General features: G+C 54.6%; 16 protein-coding genes. 10 read left to right on the top strand and 6 right to left on the bottom strand.

Going from position 1 to position 19,570, the window contains the following annotated elements; translation table 11 throughout:
* Positions 1-66: 66 nt before the first annotated feature.
* From ABC336_RS04360 to ABC336_RS04340, 5 genes are all read left to right on the top strand, one after another.
* The gene (locus tag ABC336_RS04360; protein ID WP_413237506.1) at positions 67-1,044 is read left to right on the top strand and encodes an ABC transporter permease; all 978 of its coding nucleotides are present in this window, start codon (positions 67-69) and stop codon (positions 1,042-1,044) included.
* Positions 1,045-1,057: 13 nt separating this feature from the next.
* Positions 1,058-1,927 (top strand): carbohydrate ABC transporter permease, encoded by an 870-nt coding sequence (locus ABC336_RS04355; RefSeq protein ID WP_413237505.1) that lies wholly within the window; start codon positions 1,058-1,060, stop codon positions 1,925-1,927.
* Positions 1,928-1,983: 56 nt separating this feature from the next.
* The gene (locus ABC336_RS04350) at positions 1,984-3,663 is read left to right on the top strand and encodes an extracellular solute-binding protein (RefSeq protein ID WP_413237504.1); all 1,680 of its coding nucleotides are present in this window, start codon (positions 1,984-1,986) and stop codon (positions 3,661-3,663) included.
* A gap of 80 nt (positions 3,664-3,743) precedes the next feature.
* Positions 3,744-6,278 (top strand): hypothetical protein, encoded by a 2,535-nt coding sequence (locus tag ABC336_RS04345; protein ID WP_413237503.1) that lies wholly within the window; start codon positions 3,744-3,746, stop codon positions 6,276-6,278.
* A 128-nt stretch (positions 6,279-6,406) separates the two neighbouring features.
* Complete coding sequence (locus tag ABC336_RS04340) at positions 6,407-7,687, top strand: hemolysin family protein (protein WP_413237502.1); 1,281 nt, start codon at positions 6,407-6,409, stop codon at positions 7,685-7,687.
* Positions 7,688-7,770: 83 nt separating this feature from the next.
* Here the strand turns inward: ABC336_RS04340 and ABC336_RS04335 are convergent, their stop codons facing one another.
* From ABC336_RS04335 to ABC336_RS04315, 5 genes are all read right to left on the bottom strand, one after another.
* Complete coding sequence (locus ABC336_RS04335; protein ID WP_413237501.1) at positions 7,771-9,270, bottom strand: BCCT family transporter; 1,500 nt, start codon at positions 9,268-9,270, stop codon at positions 7,771-7,773.
* Positions 9,257-9,430 (bottom strand): cytochrome c oxidase assembly protein, encoded by a 174-nt coding sequence (locus ABC336_RS04330; RefSeq protein ID WP_413237500.1) that lies wholly within the window; start codon positions 9,428-9,430, stop codon positions 9,257-9,259. The genes ABC336_RS04335 and ABC336_RS04330 overlap by 14 nt, the downstream gene beginning before the upstream one ends.
* 52 nt (positions 9,431-9,482) lie before the next feature.
* Positions 9,483-10,334 (bottom strand): cytochrome c oxidase assembly protein, encoded by an 852-nt coding sequence (locus ABC336_RS04325; protein ID WP_413237499.1) that lies wholly within the window; start codon positions 10,332-10,334, stop codon positions 9,483-9,485.
* On the bottom strand, positions 10,331-10,792 hold the full coding sequence (locus ABC336_RS04320) for a DUF2243 domain-containing protein (protein WP_413237498.1): 462 nt from the start codon (positions 10,790-10,792) through the stop codon (positions 10,331-10,333). Before ABC336_RS04320 ends, ABC336_RS04325 begins: the two co-directional genes overlap by 4 nt.
* 382 nt (positions 10,793-11,174) lie before the next feature.
* Positions 11,175-12,080: a CPBP family intramembrane glutamic endopeptidase gene (locus ABC336_RS04315; protein ID WP_413237497.1), complete on the bottom strand. Its 906-nt coding sequence runs from the start codon at positions 12,078-12,080 to the stop codon at positions 11,175-11,177.
* 170 nt (positions 12,081-12,250) lie between these two features.
* Here ABC336_RS04315 and ABC336_RS04310 point away from each other — a divergent pair, with 170 nt between their 5' ends.
* Genes ABC336_RS04310 through ABC336_RS04295 form a run of 4 tightly spaced genes read left to right on the top strand, consistent with a single transcriptional unit; the run spans position 12,251 to position 15,510 of the window.
* Positions 12,251-13,162, top strand: coding sequence for a M15 family metallopeptidase (locus ABC336_RS04310; protein WP_413237496.1), 912 nt, complete (start codon positions 12,251-12,253; stop codon positions 13,160-13,162).
* Complete coding sequence (locus tag ABC336_RS04305) at positions 13,159-13,686, top strand: VanZ family protein (protein WP_413237495.1); 528 nt, start codon at positions 13,159-13,161, stop codon at positions 13,684-13,686. The genes ABC336_RS04310 and ABC336_RS04305 overlap by 4 nt, the downstream gene beginning before the upstream one ends.
* A gap of 38 nt (positions 13,687-13,724) precedes the next feature.
* Complete coding sequence (locus ABC336_RS04300; RefSeq protein WP_413237494.1) at positions 13,725-14,420, top strand: response regulator transcription factor; 696 nt, start codon at positions 13,725-13,727, stop codon at positions 14,418-14,420.
* On the top strand, positions 14,413-15,510 hold the full coding sequence (locus tag ABC336_RS04295; protein WP_413237493.1) for a HAMP domain-containing sensor histidine kinase: 1,098 nt from the start codon (positions 14,413-14,415) through the stop codon (positions 15,508-15,510). Before ABC336_RS04300 ends, ABC336_RS04295 begins: the two co-directional genes overlap by 8 nt.
* Before the next feature lie 63 nt (positions 15,511-15,573).
* Here ABC336_RS04295 and ABC336_RS04290 read toward each other — a convergent pair whose 3' ends face one another.
* Positions 15,574-16,041: a hypothetical protein gene (locus ABC336_RS04290; RefSeq protein ID WP_413237492.1), complete on the bottom strand. Its 468-nt coding sequence runs from the start codon at positions 16,039-16,041 to the stop codon at positions 15,574-15,576.
* Between the two features lie 277 nt (positions 16,042-16,318).
* Here ABC336_RS04290 and ABC336_RS04285 point away from each other — a divergent pair, with 277 nt between their 5' ends.
* On the top strand, positions 16,319-19,570 hold the full coding sequence (locus ABC336_RS04285; protein ID WP_413237491.1) for an RCC1 domain-containing protein: 3,252 nt from the start codon (positions 16,319-16,321) through the stop codon (positions 19,568-19,570).

Here is a 19,570-nt window from a genome sequence, read left to right as displayed (position 1 = left end):
GCTCATGAGGGCTTTTATAATGAGGACAGAAGTCAAAGAGAGCTCAAGGAAGGGAGAATCGATACGATGGCAACAGGCAGAACCGTCCCCGCCTTGGACCCAAGCGGGCCGAACAACCAGACTACGCGCAGTCCTTCCGGCTTGAGCGCCAGCCGCCGCAGGTGGAAAGCGAATATTCCGCTGCTGCTCATGTTCATTCCCGGTGTGTTATTTTATGTCATATTCAAGTATTTGCCGATTGGCGGCCTGGTGATTGCTTTCAAAGATTACAATTTCGCCGATGGCGTGTTCGGCAGTCCGTGGGTCGGGATGGACAATTTCGAGACCATTTTCCGCCAGCCGCAGACGCTGAACGTCATCCGCAACACGGTCGTCCTGTCCTTCCTCAATGTGTTCGTCGGGTTTCCGTTTCCGATCCTGCTGGCTGTGATGCTTAATGAGGTCAGAAGAAACTGGTATAAACGCATTATTCAAACCGTCGTCTATCTGCCTCACTTCTTCTCGTGGGTCATCATCGGCGGATTCGTCGTCACCCTGTTCTCGGTGGAATCGGGGACGATCAACAATTGGGTGGAAGCGATTACGGGACAGCCGTATCCGTTCCTGTTCGAGCCCGGCTCCTGGATCAGCATCTATGTTGGCTCCGGGATCTGGAAGGAGATGGGGTTCAGCGCCATCATCTACCTGGCGGCTCTTACCGCGATCGACCCCAGTCTCTATGAATCGGCGAGTCTGGATGGCGCCAGCAAGTTCAGACAGATCTGGCATATTACGATTCCGGGCATCAGCTCGACGATTATCATTATGTTCATCCTCTCGATGGGCAGACTGATGGAGGTCGGCTTCGACCATGTCTATGTGCTGCAGAACAGCATCGTCTCCGGGGTTGCGGAAGTTATCAGCACCTTTATGTACAGGGTGGGCCTGCAGGGCGGACAGTTCAGCCTGTCGGCAGCGATGGGGATGTTCGAGTCGCTGATCGGCTTCATCCTTGTGCTGGCTGCCAATGCAGTCGCTCGCAGATTCGGCAAAGGCTTATGGTGAGGGAGGGAACAACATGAAAAGCACGCGTGGAGAAAAAATCTTTTATTTTATCAATAGCGCCATATTGCTGCTGCTCGGCATCACTTGCTTGTTCCCGCTCGTCAATACCATTGCGCTCTCGCTAAGCGATCTGCAGCCGATTGCCTCGGGCAGAGTCACCTTTTATCCGATCGGTTGGAACACGGACGCGTTTGCGATGCTGTTCGGAGGGACGCGGATCATCCCGGCCTTTTGGAATAGTGTGGTTATTACAGTCGTCGGTGTGATCTTCTCGATGAGCGTCACGATCATGACGGCGTATCCGCTGTCGCGGAGAATCTTCTTCGGCCGCCGTTTCTTCACCCTGGCGATGGTGTTCACGATGCTGTTCAGCGGCGGTCTGATCCCGACGTATCTCGTCGTCAAGTCGCTAGGACTCATCAACTCGTACTTCGCGATCTGGCTCCCGGCCCTTGTCAGTACGTACAATCTTCTGGTCATGCGTACCTTCTTCGAGAATATCCCGGACGAGATTGACGATGCCGCTCGCATCGACGGCTGTACGGAGTGGACTTACCTGCAGAAGGTTGTCATCCCGCTCTCCATGCCGGCGATCGCGACGCTTACCTTGTTCTATGCCGTCGGCTTCTGGAATGCATTCATGAACGTGCTTATCTATATCAACGAGACGAGCAAGTACAATCTGACGGTGCTCGTGCAGAATATGATCCAGAGCCAGAGTCTGCTTCAGGAGATCGTCGCGACCGGCGAGCAGGTGCAGGTCGTGCCAGAATCATTGAAAGCGGCCGGAGTGCTGGTCATGGTCATCCCGATGCTCGTTGTCTATCCGTTCCTGCAGAAGTATTTTGTGAAAGGCGTTATGCTTGGCTCGATCAAGGGTTAGGCTGATGCGATAGATGAAGCTGTACCTCAACATTCAACCTTAAGGGGGAAATAAGCATGAGTAGGAAGAAGTTGATGAACGCGCCGCTGGCGCTGCTGCTCAGCGCAGCCATGATCGCAGGCTGCAGCGACAATGGGGGGGGCGGCGGCAGTTCAAGCGGCGCCGGCGGGGAGCAAGCGGTCAAGAAACAAGACATCACCGTGTCCATCTATGACCGGGGCAATGTCGCTCAGGACGAGGGCACGATCGAGAACAACCGCTGGACCAAGTGGATCAACGAGAATGGACCGGCTAATGTCAAATTTGTCGCGATTCCGCGCACAAATTCATCGGAGAAGATCAACGTGCTGTTCGCTTCGGGCAGCGCACCGGATCTCTTGTTCGAATATGCGCCGACAAACCGCAATCCGCTCTACGATCAGAAGCAGCTGATGCCGATTGACGACCTGATCGAAGAACACTCTACAAATTATAAGAAGCTGCTGGAGGAGAATCCGCTGCTCCGCAAAGCCGGGACTAAATCGGACGGAAAACTGTACGAGTTCGGGCGCATCAACTGGGTGGAGCCGCAGCGCGGCATCCTGATCCGGGTCGATTGGCTCGAGAAGCTGGGGCTTGAGATTCCCAAGACGACGGATGATCTCTATACCGTTGCGAAGGCTTTTGCCGAGCAGGACCCCGACGGCAATGGTCAGAAGGATACGTATGGCGTGTCGATCAGCGGCAGAGGCGAGATCACGATGAAACAAATCTTCGGCGCCAGCACCAAATGGGTCGTCCAGGACGATGAGCTGATCATCGATTGGGATCGCCGTCATGCCTATTTCTCCTTCATCAAGCAGCTGTATGATGAAGGCATCATCGACCGCGACTTCATCAATGATGAGAACGGGGCCAAGGCACAGCAGGATTTCGTCAACGGCAAGGTCGGCATTTATCCGTTCCAGGAAGGCAACACGGTCAATCTGATCAAAAACTTCGTCGATCCGCTCAAGCAAAATGTGCCGGACGCCGAGGTGACCTTTATCCCGCTCCCGGAAAGCGAGTTTGGCGCCTTCACGCCAACCCTCACGAATCCGGTACAGATGACGGCTGTTATCGCCGCCACGGCGAAGCATCCGGAGAGCGTCATGCAGTATATCGACTTCCTGATCCAGGAAGATACGATGGAGCGGCTCGCCTATGGGGAGGAAGGGACGCACTACCAGAAAAACGGCGAGGTCATCGAGATCATCGATGCGGATAAGCATAAGAAGGAAGTAGAGGATATCACACTGGATATGCGGATGCTGCAAAACAGCGGGCTCACCTACAACAAAGGGAATCTGCCGATCCTGAAATTCAACAGCGACCCCCGCAAGGAAGAGTATCAGGAGATGTACGACCTGCAGCGCGAGACATATCTGACGATGGATAAACCGTATCCGGAGCTGACGATCTCCGAGCATATGCCGGCGCTTCCCAAAGATCTGGCGACTTCCGACTCCAATGCGGAGAAGTCGATCTCGGATCTGTGGATGAAAGGCGTCGTCGGCGGAACCAAGTACAGCATCGATCAGGCGCTCGCCGAAGCGCAGGACATCTGGCAGCGGAGCGACGGCGCAAAGATCGAGGAATGGTACAAGGACTGGTATGCCGAGAATAAGGACAATGCACTGCTCGCTGAAGATATCTATGCAATGGTTGCTGAGCAATTGGAGATGTACGAGGAGTTAAGACAGGAAGTACTCAACTAACGAGGATGAAGAGAGGAGAACCGGCTCACCGCCCAAGTTCTCCTTTTCTTATGTCCTTCGACAAGAAGTGAGGGGAAACGATGAACACGAATAGCGCTACACAGACGCTCCGTGACTGGCTGTATGCGGGGCCGTTCGACCTTAACGTCTCTGAGCTGTATCAAGACAATTATCGGGTGCCGATCGCACCCTACGCGGAGCTGCTGGATGAAGCCGCTTCCCGGCTGACCGGGCTTGCGCCAACCGAAGGAGAGACGCTATCGCTCTACGATCAGACCTTGCCATGGTCCCTATTGCGGACAGATGAATCGGAGCACAAGATGACCTGGGCACGCTTCGGCATCCATGCGCGACTGCTGGTCACCTACGCCTACACGAGGCTTCATGCCCCAGACGATGGCGACTATGCCTTCGGCTTGTGGCTAAGCGGCTCGGCCCGGGTCATGGTTAATGGCGTGGAGCGATTCAGCCATCAGCGTGTGGGACGGACCGAAGACACCTTCGAGGTCCGGCTGCCGCTCACGCGGGGCATCAACCATATCGTCATCCTGCTGGCCAATGTGCATCTGCATTGCATCAATTCCTTTTCGCTGACGGCGCAGGATGATCGCATCCGGACAGAGGTGCCGCGCTTGCTGGAGCCGGCCAGCCGCAGTCAGCTTGAGACGGATTGGCGGCGTTTCTACACAGCACACAATGTGGTGAGCGGAGAGGAGCAGATCGTGCTGGACTGGGATGAGCCCATCGGCAGCACGGGCACATTCAAGGCCATGCTGTCGGCGAGCAAGCGAGGGATGCCGCTGCGAACCGTGCGGACCATCGCAGACAGACTGGCTGGCGACAAGCGGACCTGGGAGATCGCCAGGGCCAGCGAGCTGCCGGAGGCAGGAGAGTACCTGCTGTCGCTCGTCTATGAAGCGGACACCGGCGAGCAGATCCAGGGCCTGTCCTTCATCTTCGAGCGTGTCGATTGGATGCAGGATCTTCCGCAAGGGGCGGACTTCAGCCAGCGCAAGCGCTACATGCTGGAGCAGATGGCGGAGGCGCCTGCCGATGACCGGTCGCTGCTCTACCGGGAGTACGCCAAGATGGCAGCCGGACGCTGGGACGCCGTAGATAGATCTGCGATCGAGACGGCAGTGGCTTATATCGAAGACCGATACGACTGCGCGGACTTCGCGATGCATGGCCTGCTGCGGATGTATATCCGATACGCCGACTCCGGTCGTCTCGATCCCGAGCTGGCGGCTCGGATGAAGGCCTGCATCCTCGGCTTCAAATACTGGGAGGACGAGCCCGGCCGCTCCCTGATGTTCACGCGCTCGGAGAATCACGAGATTCTGTTCTTCAGTGCGGAGTACGTGGCCGGCCTGCTCTTCCCCGGCGACCTCTTCACGAACAGCGGCCAAAACGGGCTGTTCCATGCACTCAAGGGAAGACTGGCTTCCGAGCGCTGGATCCGGGAGAAGGGGACGTACGGCTTCATGGAGTGGCACTCCAACACGTATTATGAGGAGGATATCCTGGCCTTGCTCAGCATTGTTGATTTTGGCGAGGAGAAGGGCTACGCACGGCTGCTGGCCCGCCAGCTCCTGGATCTGATCTGTCCGATCATGGCGTCGCACAGCAGCAGGGGGATCATGGCGACGACGCATGGCCGCAGCTATGAAGAGTCGATCATCCACCCGGAGCTGGAGGCGATCGGACATATGAACTGGCTGTTGTTCGGCTGGCCGCACCGGCTCGTCCGCGACATGTCGATCGGGTGCATCGCGATGGCTGGCAGCTCGTATAGCCCGGAACCCGAGTGGGAGAAGGTCGCGGGCAGCGAGTCGGAGTTGTTCACACGGTCGCAGATGGGGCTGTTCCCGGGTGGCGGGATGTCAGGAGTAGACTGTTCGACGTACCGGACCCGGGACTATATGGTGTCCGGGATGGTCGAGTCCAAGGCAGGCGAGCATGGGGGGCAAGTACATGCGGGCCAGGTGCTGCTGGGCGGGACGGTGCCGGTCTTCGTCACCTGCTTCGACAACAAGTCCGAGATGACGCGGCCCTCGTATTGGGGGGGACAATATATCAACCCGCATACGTTTGCCCACCGCAACGTGCTGGCCTACAACTATCGGCTGGGCGAAGGACCCGGCTATACCCATGCGTACTTCCCGTTCGACCAGTTCGATGAGACCGAGGCCAGCTCCGGCTGGCTGTTCGGCCGGCTCGGGGAGGCCTACGTTGCGCTGTACTCGCAGCAGCCTTATCTTGTGATGGATCATGGCAAGTACAAGCGGCGGGAGCTGCTCTGCCGGAAGAAGAACAATATCTGGCTGCTGGAGGCAGGCAGCACGGAGCAGTCCGGGTCTTTCGCAGACTTCAAGGAAGCTGTCGTCTCCGCACGCATCCAGTCGTGGGATGACGGGGCACTCGTCTACGATTCTCCATCGCTCGGCGAGATCACGCTTCAATACGGGAAGCCGAGCCGGATCGGCGGTCAGCAGCTCAAGGCCGATGACGGCTATCCGCTGATTGATAATCCGCATCTTTATGGCGAGTATGGGACGGGGATTGTGACGCTGTGGTTGCCAGGCGGAAGGAAAAAGCTAAACTTCAATATATGACGAGAGGTCGGCCGGTACGTCCAAGTACCGGCCGATCGACGTTTCGGTACACCCAGAGATTGAATGCCTGAATCAAAACGATTATAATAAAATATTAAAACAGAAGAATCATAGGAGAGTGAAGGATATTGTCCGAAGTTCCCTTAGGACTTATATTGACTTTAGGGCTGTTAATCTTTTTGTCTGCTTTTTTCTCATCTGCTGAAACCGCGTTTTCCAGCGCAAACAAAATCCGGTTAAGGAACTATGCAGCTGAAAACCGGAGGGGGAGCCACAAAGCTTTATACATTGTTGAAAATTTCGATCATGCCTTATCAACCATCCTCGTAGGCAACAATATCGTAAATATAGCTGCCGCCAGTATTTCTTCCAAAGTGGCTATTGACTTGTTTGGGGCCAGCACGGGTCTGCTCGTCAGCACATTCGGAATGACGCTGCTGATCTTGGTGTTCGGCGAGATCCTGCCGAAATCCTTTGCCAAAGAGAATGCGGAGCAATATGCCTTGACGGTGTCCGGAGTTTTGCTCGTGCTTATCCGCATCCTGACCCCCGTCAACTTTGTGTTTGGCAAGTTAAAGGCCTTCGTCTCCAGAGTGTTCTCCTCCAAAGCGGACCCGGCACCCTCTATTACAGAAGAAGAGATCAAAGTCATGGTCGACATCAGCGAAGAGGAAGGTGTGATTAACGAACGGGAAAAAGATCTTGTTCATCGTTCCCTGGCCTTCAACGAGATCACTGTCAGCGAAATTTTGACGCATCGGATGGACGTCATCGCTGTGGAGGTCACCCTGCCCGTGGATGAAGTAAAGGATATATTTCTTCGCGAGCGATTCTCCCGCATCCCGGTTTATGAGGATTCGATCGACCACGTCATCGGAATATTGTCAGAACGGGAATTTCTGGCGGCACTGGTGCAGAGAATAGAAGTAGATATCAAGATGCTTGCTCGTGAACCGTTGTTTGTGATGAGATCAACGAAGATCTCCACACTCCTAAATGATTTCCAAAAGTCCAAAAATCATATGGCGATTGTTGTGGATGAGTTTGGCGGCACAGTGGGTCTGGTTACGCTGGAGGATATCCTGGAAGAACTAGTCGGTGAGATATGGGACGAACATGACGATGAAACGAGCGATTTCAAAAAAATAGGTTCAGATTCTTATCTTCTTGACGGGAAATACGAACTCGACAATTTTGCGCAGGTATTCCAGATCCCGGTGCCGGACGAGACGTATCAAAGTGTGGGAGGCTGGATCTTCAAGCACTTTGGACGTACGCCAGATCAGGGAGAAAGTTTTTTGCATGAGCATCTCAAGATCACGGCAGTCAAGGTTGAAAACAACCGGACACGCAAGGTGAGGGTGGATGTGCTTGCGCAATCGAAGCTGGAGCAGGCTCAGATGAAATGATAAGAAGCGTCAATATGCGGCCTGTGCCCGGATCTGCCATCAGCCGACTGATGACTGACCCGGGCATATTTATCTACCAGAGTCTACTTTTCCTTCTTGATTTGCAATACAAAGGAAACGCACATCAAGATCATAAGGATGGAGAAAGGCAAGGCCATCAGCAGCGAAGCTGTCTGCAGACCTTGCAGACCGCTTGCAAGCAGAAGAACGATGGCAACTGCCGCCTGAAGGATACCCCAAACAATCTTGCCCATCCTTGGTGGATTCATCTGGTCCTTGGTGGTCATCATCGCCAGCACGAACGTGGCAGAGTCCGCTGAAGTGACCAAAAAAATAAAAATAAGCACCAGGGCAATCATCGAGAGGATCATCCCCAGCGGGAACTGCTCGAGTGTTGCAAACAACGCATGCGTAATATCCTCCTGCACGACCTCTGCGATCGGAATCGATTCGACGGTTTCGAAATAAAGTGCAGAGCCTCCCATAATGGCCATCCATGCGATGGCAACCAACGGTGGCACCAGCAACGCTCCGGCGATGAATTCACGGATCGTCCGGCCTTTGGAGACGCGCGCGATGAAGGTTCCTACAAATGGAGACCAGGCGATGGCCCAGGCCCAATAAAATAGCGTCCACTCCTTCAACCACGCCAGATCTGGCTGCAATGGCCGCATATTCAGGCTGAGCGGGATGATCTCACTCACATAACTGCCTATACCGGAGAGCCAAGTATTAAACAAGTAAAGGCTGGGACCGAACACAAACGTAAACCCCAGGAGTAAAAAAGCCACGCTCAAATTAATGAAACTCAGGATCCGAATGCCTTTATTAAGTCCGGTAACCGATGATACCAGGTAGGCGGCAAGCAGCAAGCCGATGATGATCAATTGAGTCCCGGCGTTATCCGGCACACCTAACGTATAGTTTAATCCTCCGTTTACCTGCATGACGCCAAGCCCGAGCGAGGTTGCGACTCCCGTAGCTGTTGCGAGCACGGTAAGCGTGTCGACCGCTGACCGCCACCCCCTCTTGATCTTTAGGCGTTGCGCCAGCGGCTCTAGCACGGAACTGATGGTGCCGGACTGCTGCTTGCGAAATTTCGCATACCCCACCGTCAGTCCGATAACAGCGAAAATAGCCCATTGATGAATTCCCCAATGGAACATCGAAAATTTGATGGCCGCTTCGACGGCCTCCTGTGTCCGAGCCTCATAGCCCAATGGCGGGTTCAAATAATGCTTGACGGGCTCGGATACGCCCCAGAAGATAAGGCTGACCCCAAAACCGGCACTAAACAACATCCCCACCCAATTGAAAAACGAATACGCCGGTCGATCCCCCTCCTGACCCAATCGTATCGTTCCCCAACGGCTGAACGCGAAGTAAAGACAGAAACCGATGAACCCGACCACGATTAGCAGATAGTATCCGCCTGCATAGGCAGCGGTTAGATCAAAGGCTCGTTCAGCAAACTGTTCTATACGCTCCGGAAACAGCACGCCAAACATGACGAATAGGACAACAAGCAAGGCAGAGACAAAAAAAACAGGCTTAAAGTTTTTATTGCGTTTAAAAAAGTTCATAGGGAAGTTTTAACCGAATCCAAATGGGCCTAAACGGACTTTCGCTGACAATCGCCCGGTACATGTAACTCTTGCGGTGCGGTGCCGGATCGATATAGAGCATGGATGCGGTGAACGCATAACCGGCCAAAAAGATATGGAGATGGACCAGCATATACATCCATCGAGCGGCCGTCAAGTGTCACAGGATAGAGGCAGACATCCGCTAGCCGCTACCCGTGGGACGTGCTCTTAGTCCCTCGGAGAAGCGCGCGCCCCGCGGACCTGTACCATTGCCGGCATAACAGGAAGATGACCGCGAGATGAACCAAATCGCCTCCATAGTACATCAGCATGCTGCCTGCTTCTGCCTCGTCAGGCATTACGCCTGCCGGAGGGTGGGCATACAAATATTTGGCCAGTATGCCGTGACCTGCAATAGCCAGTACCAGGACGATCGAGCGGTACATATAGCTCTTGCGGTGAGGCACAGGATCAGTGTACAGCATGGACGCGGTAAACGCGTATCCGGCCAGAAAGATATGGAGATGGACCAGTATATAGATCCACACATGCTCGTGCATCAACGTATAGAGCTCTGTCAGATAGAGCAGAGCGAGTCCCCCGACATTGAGCGCCGCCGCAGTAACCGGATGGATCACCAGCTGCAAGGGGGCTGAGCGAAGAACGGCGGACAAGCGGCGGGCGTGCGCCACTGGCAGCGTCCGCAGCGCCAGCGTAAGCGGAGCGCTCAGCACCAGCAGCAGCGGAGCCATCATGCCGAGCAGCAGGTGCGTTGCCATATGGGCCTCGAAGGAGTGATGCGCAGCAGCCGCGAGCGGTCCGATCACGGCAGCGGCCGCAGCTCCGACTCCAAGCAGCCAGCATATCATGCGGTGCCTCGGCCAGGAGCTATAGCGGCGTGCTGACAGAGCTGCTGCTACCGCATAAGCAGCTGCTGCCAGCAGGAATGGGGTGGACGGCAAGACCTGCTCGAATCCCTCACCTCCTGCAGCCTCCGCTGGAACCCTCTCCCCATTGTCCGATGTATGATGATGATATCCTTCGTGCAGCGTCTTTGTCATCGCTTGTTCCTCCGGCGAGAGCCTCGCATCAGTATCAGTCCAGCCGCGATCATGGCTATGGCTGTAAGGTTCCATATCCAGTCATATACCCAGACATGCTCGACATAGCGGATTTGGTGGATACGCATCACTTTATGCTGGATTAAGCCGTCATACAGCTGGAATACGCCGCCGCCAAGCAGGACGGCTCCCCACCAAAGCTGTTTTCGGAGAGCGTGTTTGCGCCGAAGATCTGCATACATGAACAACCCGCCGATGGTAGCGAACCAGCTGAAGGCGTGGAACAACCCATCCGAGACCAGTCCGATCTCTGTCGTGGACCGGTCGTAGAAATGATGCCAGTGGAGCAGTTGATGAAAGACCGCTTCATCTATAAACGCGACGAGTCCAAGGCCGAATAGCATACCGGACACGGTGTTGCGCCTGGAGTCAGTGAGCTGAGCGGAATCGTGTGACATAATTTCCCTCCTCACATTATGCTTCGCATACTATATACCCCAAGTGGGCTGGGGAGCGAACCAGTTTCTAGAAAGTATTGCCCAGCAAGCTAACCCTATGCGTGTCCATCAGGTGAAATTCTTCTTAGTATGATGATCCTATTGGCGCTCGCACGGTTGCTTCCAGCCATTGCGGGGGCGACGGGTAGCCCGATCCGCAAACAGCTTTTGATCTTTAGGCATGCCAGAATCGTCAGCGGTCTCATTCTGAGTCTCATGCTGCATGCCCTCGTCTTGTTCATGCTGCCTCTGGGAGCCGCATGGACAGCGGCCGCAATTATGCTGTGTGCGATGTGCTGGCTACCAATACGACGATCCCGGCGCTGCAGACGTTAGATCCTCGTTAATTCAGCCATATATCAAGCAGAAACCGGGGAGAGGCGTTGATCAAGCCATGGACAATGAAGAGAACCCACACGTTGCGGTACTTGGCCCACAAGTAGCCTAGAAATATCCCCGTCACCCCGTGGTTAGCAATCACGGTCGCCAAGTCCAACTGCCACTCCCCGGTGCCTTGAATCGCAATGTGCCAGATCGCCCATAGGATCGATGTAAGCAAGATGGCCGGCCAGACACCCAGCAGCCGTTCCAATCGGGTCTGCAGCCACACCCTGTAAAACAATTCCTCAAGCACGCCATTGATGAAAAACCCGATGAGTACGTAAAAGATCGCCGCGATGACGGGTTCCGTCAGTTCGCTCGCAGCATAAGGCACCGATAATCCCGTGAAAAAGTTGATATATGCCCAAACTGTCAAAACCACCAGCGGCGCGAACCAATGCCAGCGGGTCAGAGCTTGCGGTTTTGCATGCGGGGGCGAAGTGGAAGAGCTGCCCCGGTAAAACCGCAGCACGAGCCAGGGAACAAGCAGCAGGAAGATAAGTTTGAGCAGCATATACCACAGCTGGAATGCCGGGTGTTCCTCGCCAACTAGAAGCAAACCCATCATAAAAATGATGCATGCGCTAACTAAAATCCAGGTTTGGTGAAGGATTCGTCGCGGATATCCATCTCCAAGTGGTTGGTAATAGGGTAGTTTAAATGGTATAAGACGAATTAGAGCTATACCGACAAGTGCAGGGATCCATTTGTGCCAGATCGGCATCGTTTCCCCGTGGTCCGCCGTATAACGAATATTGCCATGTCCGCTCCATAAGAGCCATATTGCGGCTGTCACCACGAGTATCCCCGTCACAACCCCGATCGTGCTCCCGATGCCGGGAAACTCAGCTTTGTTCTTGTTCTTCACTCGCTTCACTCCTCTATCATTTCAAGGTCATCAGATGCTGATTAGAACGATATCATTAACGTTTGCGTTAAGGTCAAGCACGACTTTATAAATATTTTAAGTTTATCCGATGAATTCTTTTAGAACTCTCCTTTATCCTACTAGAACAGGTTAGGAGAGGAGTGTCATGGATGAAAAAAATAGTGGCGGGCTTAGCCCTCGTGTTTGTGCTCGTATATGGCGCATTGACAGGGCAGCAGCAACAGGAATCACCGCGTGATAAAGAGGTGGTCGCGTCGGATGTCATTCATATCCCAGAAACAGCAGACCACGACGACTCACCCCGCATCACGGTAGACCGGACTGCCGTCTATGCGGGGGAACTGCTGCTCATCGATCCGGAGCATCCGGTGCCTGATAATCTGGTTGTAAAGGACGTGGTCAACCTGTTTGAGAATCAGCACTTGCTGGAGGGGTTCGGCATCCTGGATAACCAGGTGGAGATGCCGCAGCAGTTACTGGAACGATTCACCGCTATGGTTGCGTCGGCCAGCGCGGATGGCATAGATCAATTCCTGATCACCAGCGGATACAGGGATCAGACAGAGCAGGCTATGCTCTACAATGATCGAGGGCCGGAGGCTGCCCATCCGCCGGGCCACAGTGAACATAATCTGGGTCTGGCGATGGATATCGGCTCCAGGCTCGGCTTGATGAAGGATGCGCCGGAAGGGAAGTGGCTGGCGCAGCATGCCTGGAAGCACGGGTTTATCCTGCGGTACCCCGAAGATAAGACGGAGATTACCGGGGTGATGTACGAGCCGTGGCATTACCGTTACGTCGGTCTTCCACACAGTGCGATTATGCAGCAGCATGGTTTCGTATTGGAGGAGTATCTGGACTTTCTGAAGGAGCAAAAAAATGTAGTTTTTGAACTGGACGGGATATCATATAAAGTGTCGTATTATGCTTTCGGCAGTGAAGAGCAGCTTGAAGTTCCGGTCATGGACAATTACATGCTGTCCGGCGATAACCGGGATGGAATCGTGGTCACGACACGGATCGGGGAGGCGAGGACGGAAACGGGGGCGGAGCAGTCATGACTTATCGTACCGTTTTCCTTCAGATTCTTCTTATCATCTATTTTTCTTTGCTGATCAAGGTTATCCTGTTCAAAGGTCACGCCATCGATGTGTCTTTTTTGGTTCACCAATTCCAGATCAGCTGGCAAGAGCCGCTGCGTGTCGTGGAGCGGATCCAGAGGGGCAATCTCATTCCCTTTCATGAGATAACTCGTGCGCTGGATGCGGGTACCCGTCACGGGAATATCAATTTGGTTGGGAATATCGGTATTTTTATGCCTTTCGGTCTCCTGCTGGGACTGCTCGGATCAGACCGAAGGTTCATCGTCCCCGAGGTGCTGGGGAAATCGCTGATGCTCAGCCTGTTTCTGGAGATGTCCCAAGCGATCTTCGCCATGGGAACCTTCGATGTGGATGATATCATCCTGAACACCGTGGGGGGGTTATGCGGAGTCCTCGCTTATGTATTGTGGGGCAAGGCATCAGGGATGGCATCTGCTCCGCGGGAAACGGATATTATGCCTGTCCGCACCAAGCGAGTATGATAAACTGAACATAAAGCATATGTAGAGAGGGTGTAGGCGTGAAGCCGATTACGATACTGATTGCTGAAGATGATGCCGAGATCGCGGATCTGGTCATGCTGCATCTGGACAGGGAAGGCTACCGCTGTATCACGGTGCCTGACGGTCAGGCGGCAGTCGAGGTGATAACCAGCCAGCCGATTGATCTGGCGATACTGGATATTATGATGCCGAAGCTGGATGGCTATGAGGTGACCAGGAGGATTCGGGACAAGTATCATTTCCCTATCCTGTTCTTGAGCGCGAGAAGCTCGGATCTCGATAAAATCACCGGTCTCGTCCAGGGGGCCGACGATTATATGACCAAGCCGTTCAATCCGATGGAGCTGGTTGCCAGAGTGAACGCCCACTTGAGGCGGGCTATGCAGTTCAGTCGTCCGATGCCCCAAGCACAGCCGATCATCGAGGCGGGCAGTGTCGTGATTCATCCCGAGGAACGTACGGTGCTCGTCAGCGGCAAGCCGGTGGAGCTGACCCCGAAGGAATATGACATCTTGCACTTGCTGGCCAGTCACCCGAAAAAGGTGTTCAGCTCGGACAATATCTTTCAACAGGTATGGGGCAAGGATTATTACGAAGGCAATAATACGGTGATGGTACATATCCGGACCTTGCGCAAGAAGCTCGGCGAGGATCTGAATAAGAACAAGCTGATCAAAACCGTATGGGGAGTTGGGTATTCATTCCATGGGTAACATCTTTCGCAGCTTTCGGTTCAACATGCTGTTATTATTTTGCTGCAGCTTGTTATGTGCCGCGGTGATAACCTTCGCGATCTATAAAGCCGCGCAGCTCTATTATTACACGACCGACATAAGCGATGCGACGACCCGGATTCGCTGGTTTATCCGCGAGGTTGGAGATGTGAATTTCTTTCTCCTATTCTTTGTCCCGTTGTCGATCGTTTTTTTTCTCATGCTTACCAAGCGTTATGCCCGCTACTTCCAGGAGATATCAGGAGGCATCAACCAGTTGGCCTCAGGCAACTTTGACGCCAAGATTAATGTGCCTTCTTCAGATGAATTCGGAGATATCGCCCGCGACATCAACCTGGCGGGGGAGAAATTGCGGAGCGCTCTGCAGCGGGGAGACTTTGCGGAGAGCAGCAAGGAGCAATTGGTTCTGAATCTTGCGCATGATCTCCGTACCCCGCTCACTTCGGTTATTGGCTATCTGGATTTTATCCTTAAGAATGAAGAGCTGGAGCCGTCCCAAGCGAAGCATTTTACTTCGATTGCCTATACCAAGTCTCTGCGCTTGGAGCGGTTGATCGATGAATTGTTCGAGGTCACCCGCATGAACTACGGCAAGCTTCAGATCGACCGTAAGCTTGTAGATGTCGCTGAGCTGCTGCTGCAGTTGAATGAAGAGCTATATCCGCTGTTTGAGAAGATGCATCTGACGGCGCGGCTGGATGTCCATCCGGGCGCGTATGCATGGGGCGATGGCGAGCTGCTGGCGCGTGTGTTCGAGAATCTGCTGAGCAACGCAGCCCAATACGGGCGCGAAGGTCAGTTTATCGATATCCGCTGCATCGCCGAGGAAGATCAAGTCGTTGTGGGCATCGTCAATTACGGCAACCGGATTCTGCCGGAAGATCTGCCGCAGATCTTCGATATGTTCTTCACCGGCGACAAGGCGCGGACCTATCATGAGGACAGTACGGGACTGGGGCTCTTCATCGCCAAAAACATCGTCGAGCAGCATGAAGGGACGATCACGGCGACCAGCGATGAGATCAAAACCGAATTTGTCGTCCGTTTGCCGCGCGGAACGCCGGAGTGATCCACTAGAACCTGCAAGCCCCGCGGCAGACCCGGCGTTGATCCGCAGGATCCGCCTCCCTTGTTACGCGATCAGGACGAAGAAAGCAGCCAGCGATGTCATCGGGATCGCACCCATCAGCGCGATCGCCAGGATCGCCATGGCCTTAAAGGATTGCGTCATCCCTTGCCCCTGCACCTCCACATGCGATAACGCGACGCTTGTAGTCATCCATATACTGATCACGCCGCCGGCCAGTAACCCAATGACTATTGCCAACGGTACGGCTATGTCGAGAAAGGACAAACTGGCGGGGATATCGATTACGTTCATGAACCCGACGGCGACCAGGAGGATCGGGATCAATTCAATGATCGGAAGCTTGATGAAAAAAGCCGTTCGCTGCTTGTTCAATAGCGAAAGAAGCGGGATGTCAGGGCGGCGGTCCACTTCCGTTAAGATGAAGGTAATCATTTGTTTATACACGATGATGATGCCGACGACTGCTATGACACTTGCAATGACAAAATACCAGCTGGGGTTAGCGAGCACATGTTTTCCTCCTTGCGACCTCTTGTCTCATTCCATATACCCATTTCTTAATGGGTTCTAACTATAGTACGAGGGCAAGTGCTGTAAGTTCCAGCCTCGAATAACAGCTCCCGCTTCAAGACGCGTCTTCCTTTAAGGGCAGCGCGTTTTTTGCGTTTCTTCACAACAGGCCGACACAGAGAAAAATAGCCGAATTAACGTTTGTTAATTGTTCTGAAAAATGAGCTCTCCTATACTTATGACAAATTGGGATCACTTGTAGAATGGAGGCACAACATTGAGAAAAGGATGGCTAACGGGATTATGTCTGCTCCTGCTTGCTTACTATGTTCCCTTCTACCAGGGGAAAGCGATGGGCATGGAATATGTCGTGGAGCCTGCGATTGCTGCGGGTTACTATCATAGTCTAAGTGTGGGAAGCGACGGGTCGGTATGGGCATGGGGCAATAACCAACGCGGGCAGCTGGGCAATAATTCGACCACGAGCCGCAGCGGACCGATTGGCGTTCACGGCTTGGCAGAAGTAGCGTCTGTGGGGAGCGGGGCGAGATTCAGCCTGGCGCTCAAGAGCGATGGCACGGTATGGTCCTGGGGACAAAACGATAACGGAGAGCTGGGGGACGGTACGTCGGAAGATCGCAGGGTCCCTGTGCCAGTGCTGGGATTGACAGACATCATCCAAATAACGGACAGCGTGGGCTATCATGCGTTGGCCTTGAGGGGGGACGGCACAGTCTGGGCATGGGGACTGAACACATCAGGACAACTGGGAGACGGAACAACAGATCCGACATTGGTACCTGTCCAAGTCCATGGTCTCGAGGATGTCATCGCAGTCGCGGCAGGCGGCTATTACAGCTTGGCGTTGAAGCAGGATGGGTCGGTGTGGGCCTGGGGCGATAACGGACAAGGACAGTTGGGTGACGGAACGACGACACACCGCGCTTTTCCTGCCCCTGTCCCGGGACTAATCGATATGACCGCAATTGCGGCGGGCGGCAATCATAGTCTGGCATTGCAGGCGGACGGGACACTCTGGGCATGGGGTGAAAACCAGTGGGGAGCGGTAGGCACGGGCTTCAACAGTGCCAGAGTGACTGCGCCAACACAGGTTGAAGACCTGGATGAAGTGGTAGCGATGGCTGGCGGCGGATTCCATAGTGCAGCTATCCAAGCGGACGGCACCTTATGGACATGGGGGTTGAACAATTACAGTCAGCTTGGCGACGGTACGAGTACTAACCGCAACAGGCCTGTACAGGTTCTGGATCAAGCGGCTGACGTGGCGGCCGGCGGATTCTCGACGATCGCTATGAGGCAGGACGCCAATGTATGGAGCTGGGGATTGAACAGCTCCGGTCAGTTAGGTGACAATACGGCTACTTTGAGACCAACTCCAGTGCAGAGCCGCGCGTCTCTGGATATCACGGCGCCTAGCGCCCCCAGTATGGTTATTGCTCCTGAATATGATAGCTATACAGAGCTGACACTTCGATGGGACAAGGCAACCGATAATATCAGTGTGCAAGAACAGCTGGAATACCGGGTCTACCAGTCGGATCGGGCCAATCTGAACACGGTAGCTTCCCTTGAATCGAATGGAACCCCGTTACAACCGTATACAGCCGATATCGATACCATAGCAATCGACAATCTGACAGAAGGCGGAATCTATTATTTTAACGTCATCGTTCGGGATGTCCGGGGGAATAAACGGGCGTATGCCATGCTGCAGGCGACGATGCCTGAAAGGGAGCGGTACGCTGTCACTTATGAGGGGAACGGCCATACTAGCGGGACACCGCCTTTAGATCAGCAGGCTTACTTGGCAGGAGAGGAGGCTGTCGTGCTCGGCAATGCCAATGAACTTGTTCTGCAAGGACATTCGTTTGGCGGTTGGAACACCGCGGCGGATGGCTCCGGGACGACCTATGCGCCGGGAAGTCGCCTGAGCGTCACGGCCTCCACGACGCTGTATGCGATCTGGCTTCGCGAGCCGAGCGATGTGAACAGTCTCAGCAACCTTCTATTCTATCATGCCGAGGATGAGCTGGAGTTGAGTCCGGCCTTTGCGGAAGAGCAATTGACCTATACGGCAGAAGTGCCGCATACCATGGACGCTGTCGCTGTAGCGGCGGTGGCTGCAGATACGGCAGCCAAGATAGACGCGTCGTTAGTTGACGGGCAGGAAGCCTTGGTGTGGGGGCCGGTCGAGCTGACCAGCGGCGAGAGGAGCGGGGCTGTGCCGTTATCTCCAGGCAGCCAGACGGTCCGGCTAACGGTGTCTGCAGAGAATGGCGAGACGCGGCTGTATACGATCACCATTATCAAAGCAGAGGAACCTGAGGAGCCCGGAGAACCCGGAGAACCCGGAGAGCCCGGAGAGCCCGGAGAGCCCGGAGAGCCCGGAGAGCCCGGAGAGCCCGGAGAGCCCGTGATTACCGAAATTGGCATCCGTTCGGATTCTGCTTACCAGACGCAGTATCGCGTGGGTGATACGTTGAATGTCACGGGATTGCAGCTGGTTGTCCGCTGGAATGATGAGAGTGAGACTACCCTGCCGGTAACGGCGGATATGGTCAGCGGTTTCGACAGCAGGCAGCCGGTTGCTCAGCAGACTCTGACGATTTTATATGAAGGATTTACAGCCACCTATACCGTATCCATTACGGAGCGAGCGTCTGCTCCTGCACCCGTATATCCGGTCTATTACTTGATCAGCTTTGACACAGGGGGCGGAAGTGCGGTTAACAGCATCCGGGTTGCACCAGGTTACCCGCCTGGCGCGCTGCCTGTCCCTGAGCGGGAAGGTTATATCTTCGAAGGCTGGTATACGGTGGATGGGGAAGCATTTACGGGTTCTTCCAGTGTCCTTGCCGATCTTAGTCTGACGGCCCAATGGCGCGAGTCGGCTGATGCGACTGGGCCTCCGGAGCCTGGTGCTCCCGAAGAGCCGCAGGCTCCGGAGGTGCCGCGGGAGCCAGAGAAGCCAGAACCGCTGACGATTCATTTTGCCGATGTGCCGGCGGCGCATTGGGCCAGCCAGGAGATCGAGCGTCTGGCAGCAGCGGGCATCATCACAGGTTATCCGGACGGCACGTTCAGGCCATACGACAACATGACAAGAGCGGAGTTTGTGCAGATCATCGTACAGGCGCTCGGGTTGCCACCTGAAGAAGCTTTCGTATTTGAGGATACGGAAGCCCATTGGGCTAGAAGCTCGATCGCCATAGCGGTGGGGGCCGGTATCGTCACGGGGATGAATGACCGTACCTTTGCTCCGGATCAGGTCGTCACCCGTCAGGAGATGGCGGTCATGCTGATGCGTGCTCTGGGATGGGAAGGCAGCGGCGCCCCGACTCGCTTCGAGGATGAAGCGGCGTTTGCAGCCTGGTCGAGAGAAGCGATTGGAGCGGCTGCTTCCAGCGGTGTGATGCTTGGCTATCCGGACGGGAGCTTCGGTCCCGAGCGCCGCGCGACGAGGGCGGAAGCTGTGGCGGTCATCGTACGATTGCTAGAGAACCGATAG

The organism is Paenibacillus jepli (assembly GCF_047238105.1).
Classification (GTDB): domain Bacteria; phylum Bacillota; class Bacilli; order Paenibacillales; family Paenibacillaceae; genus Paenibacillus_D.
Note: the sequence above shows the minus strand (reverse complement) of the source record. Positions and strands in the feature narration are given on the sequence as shown.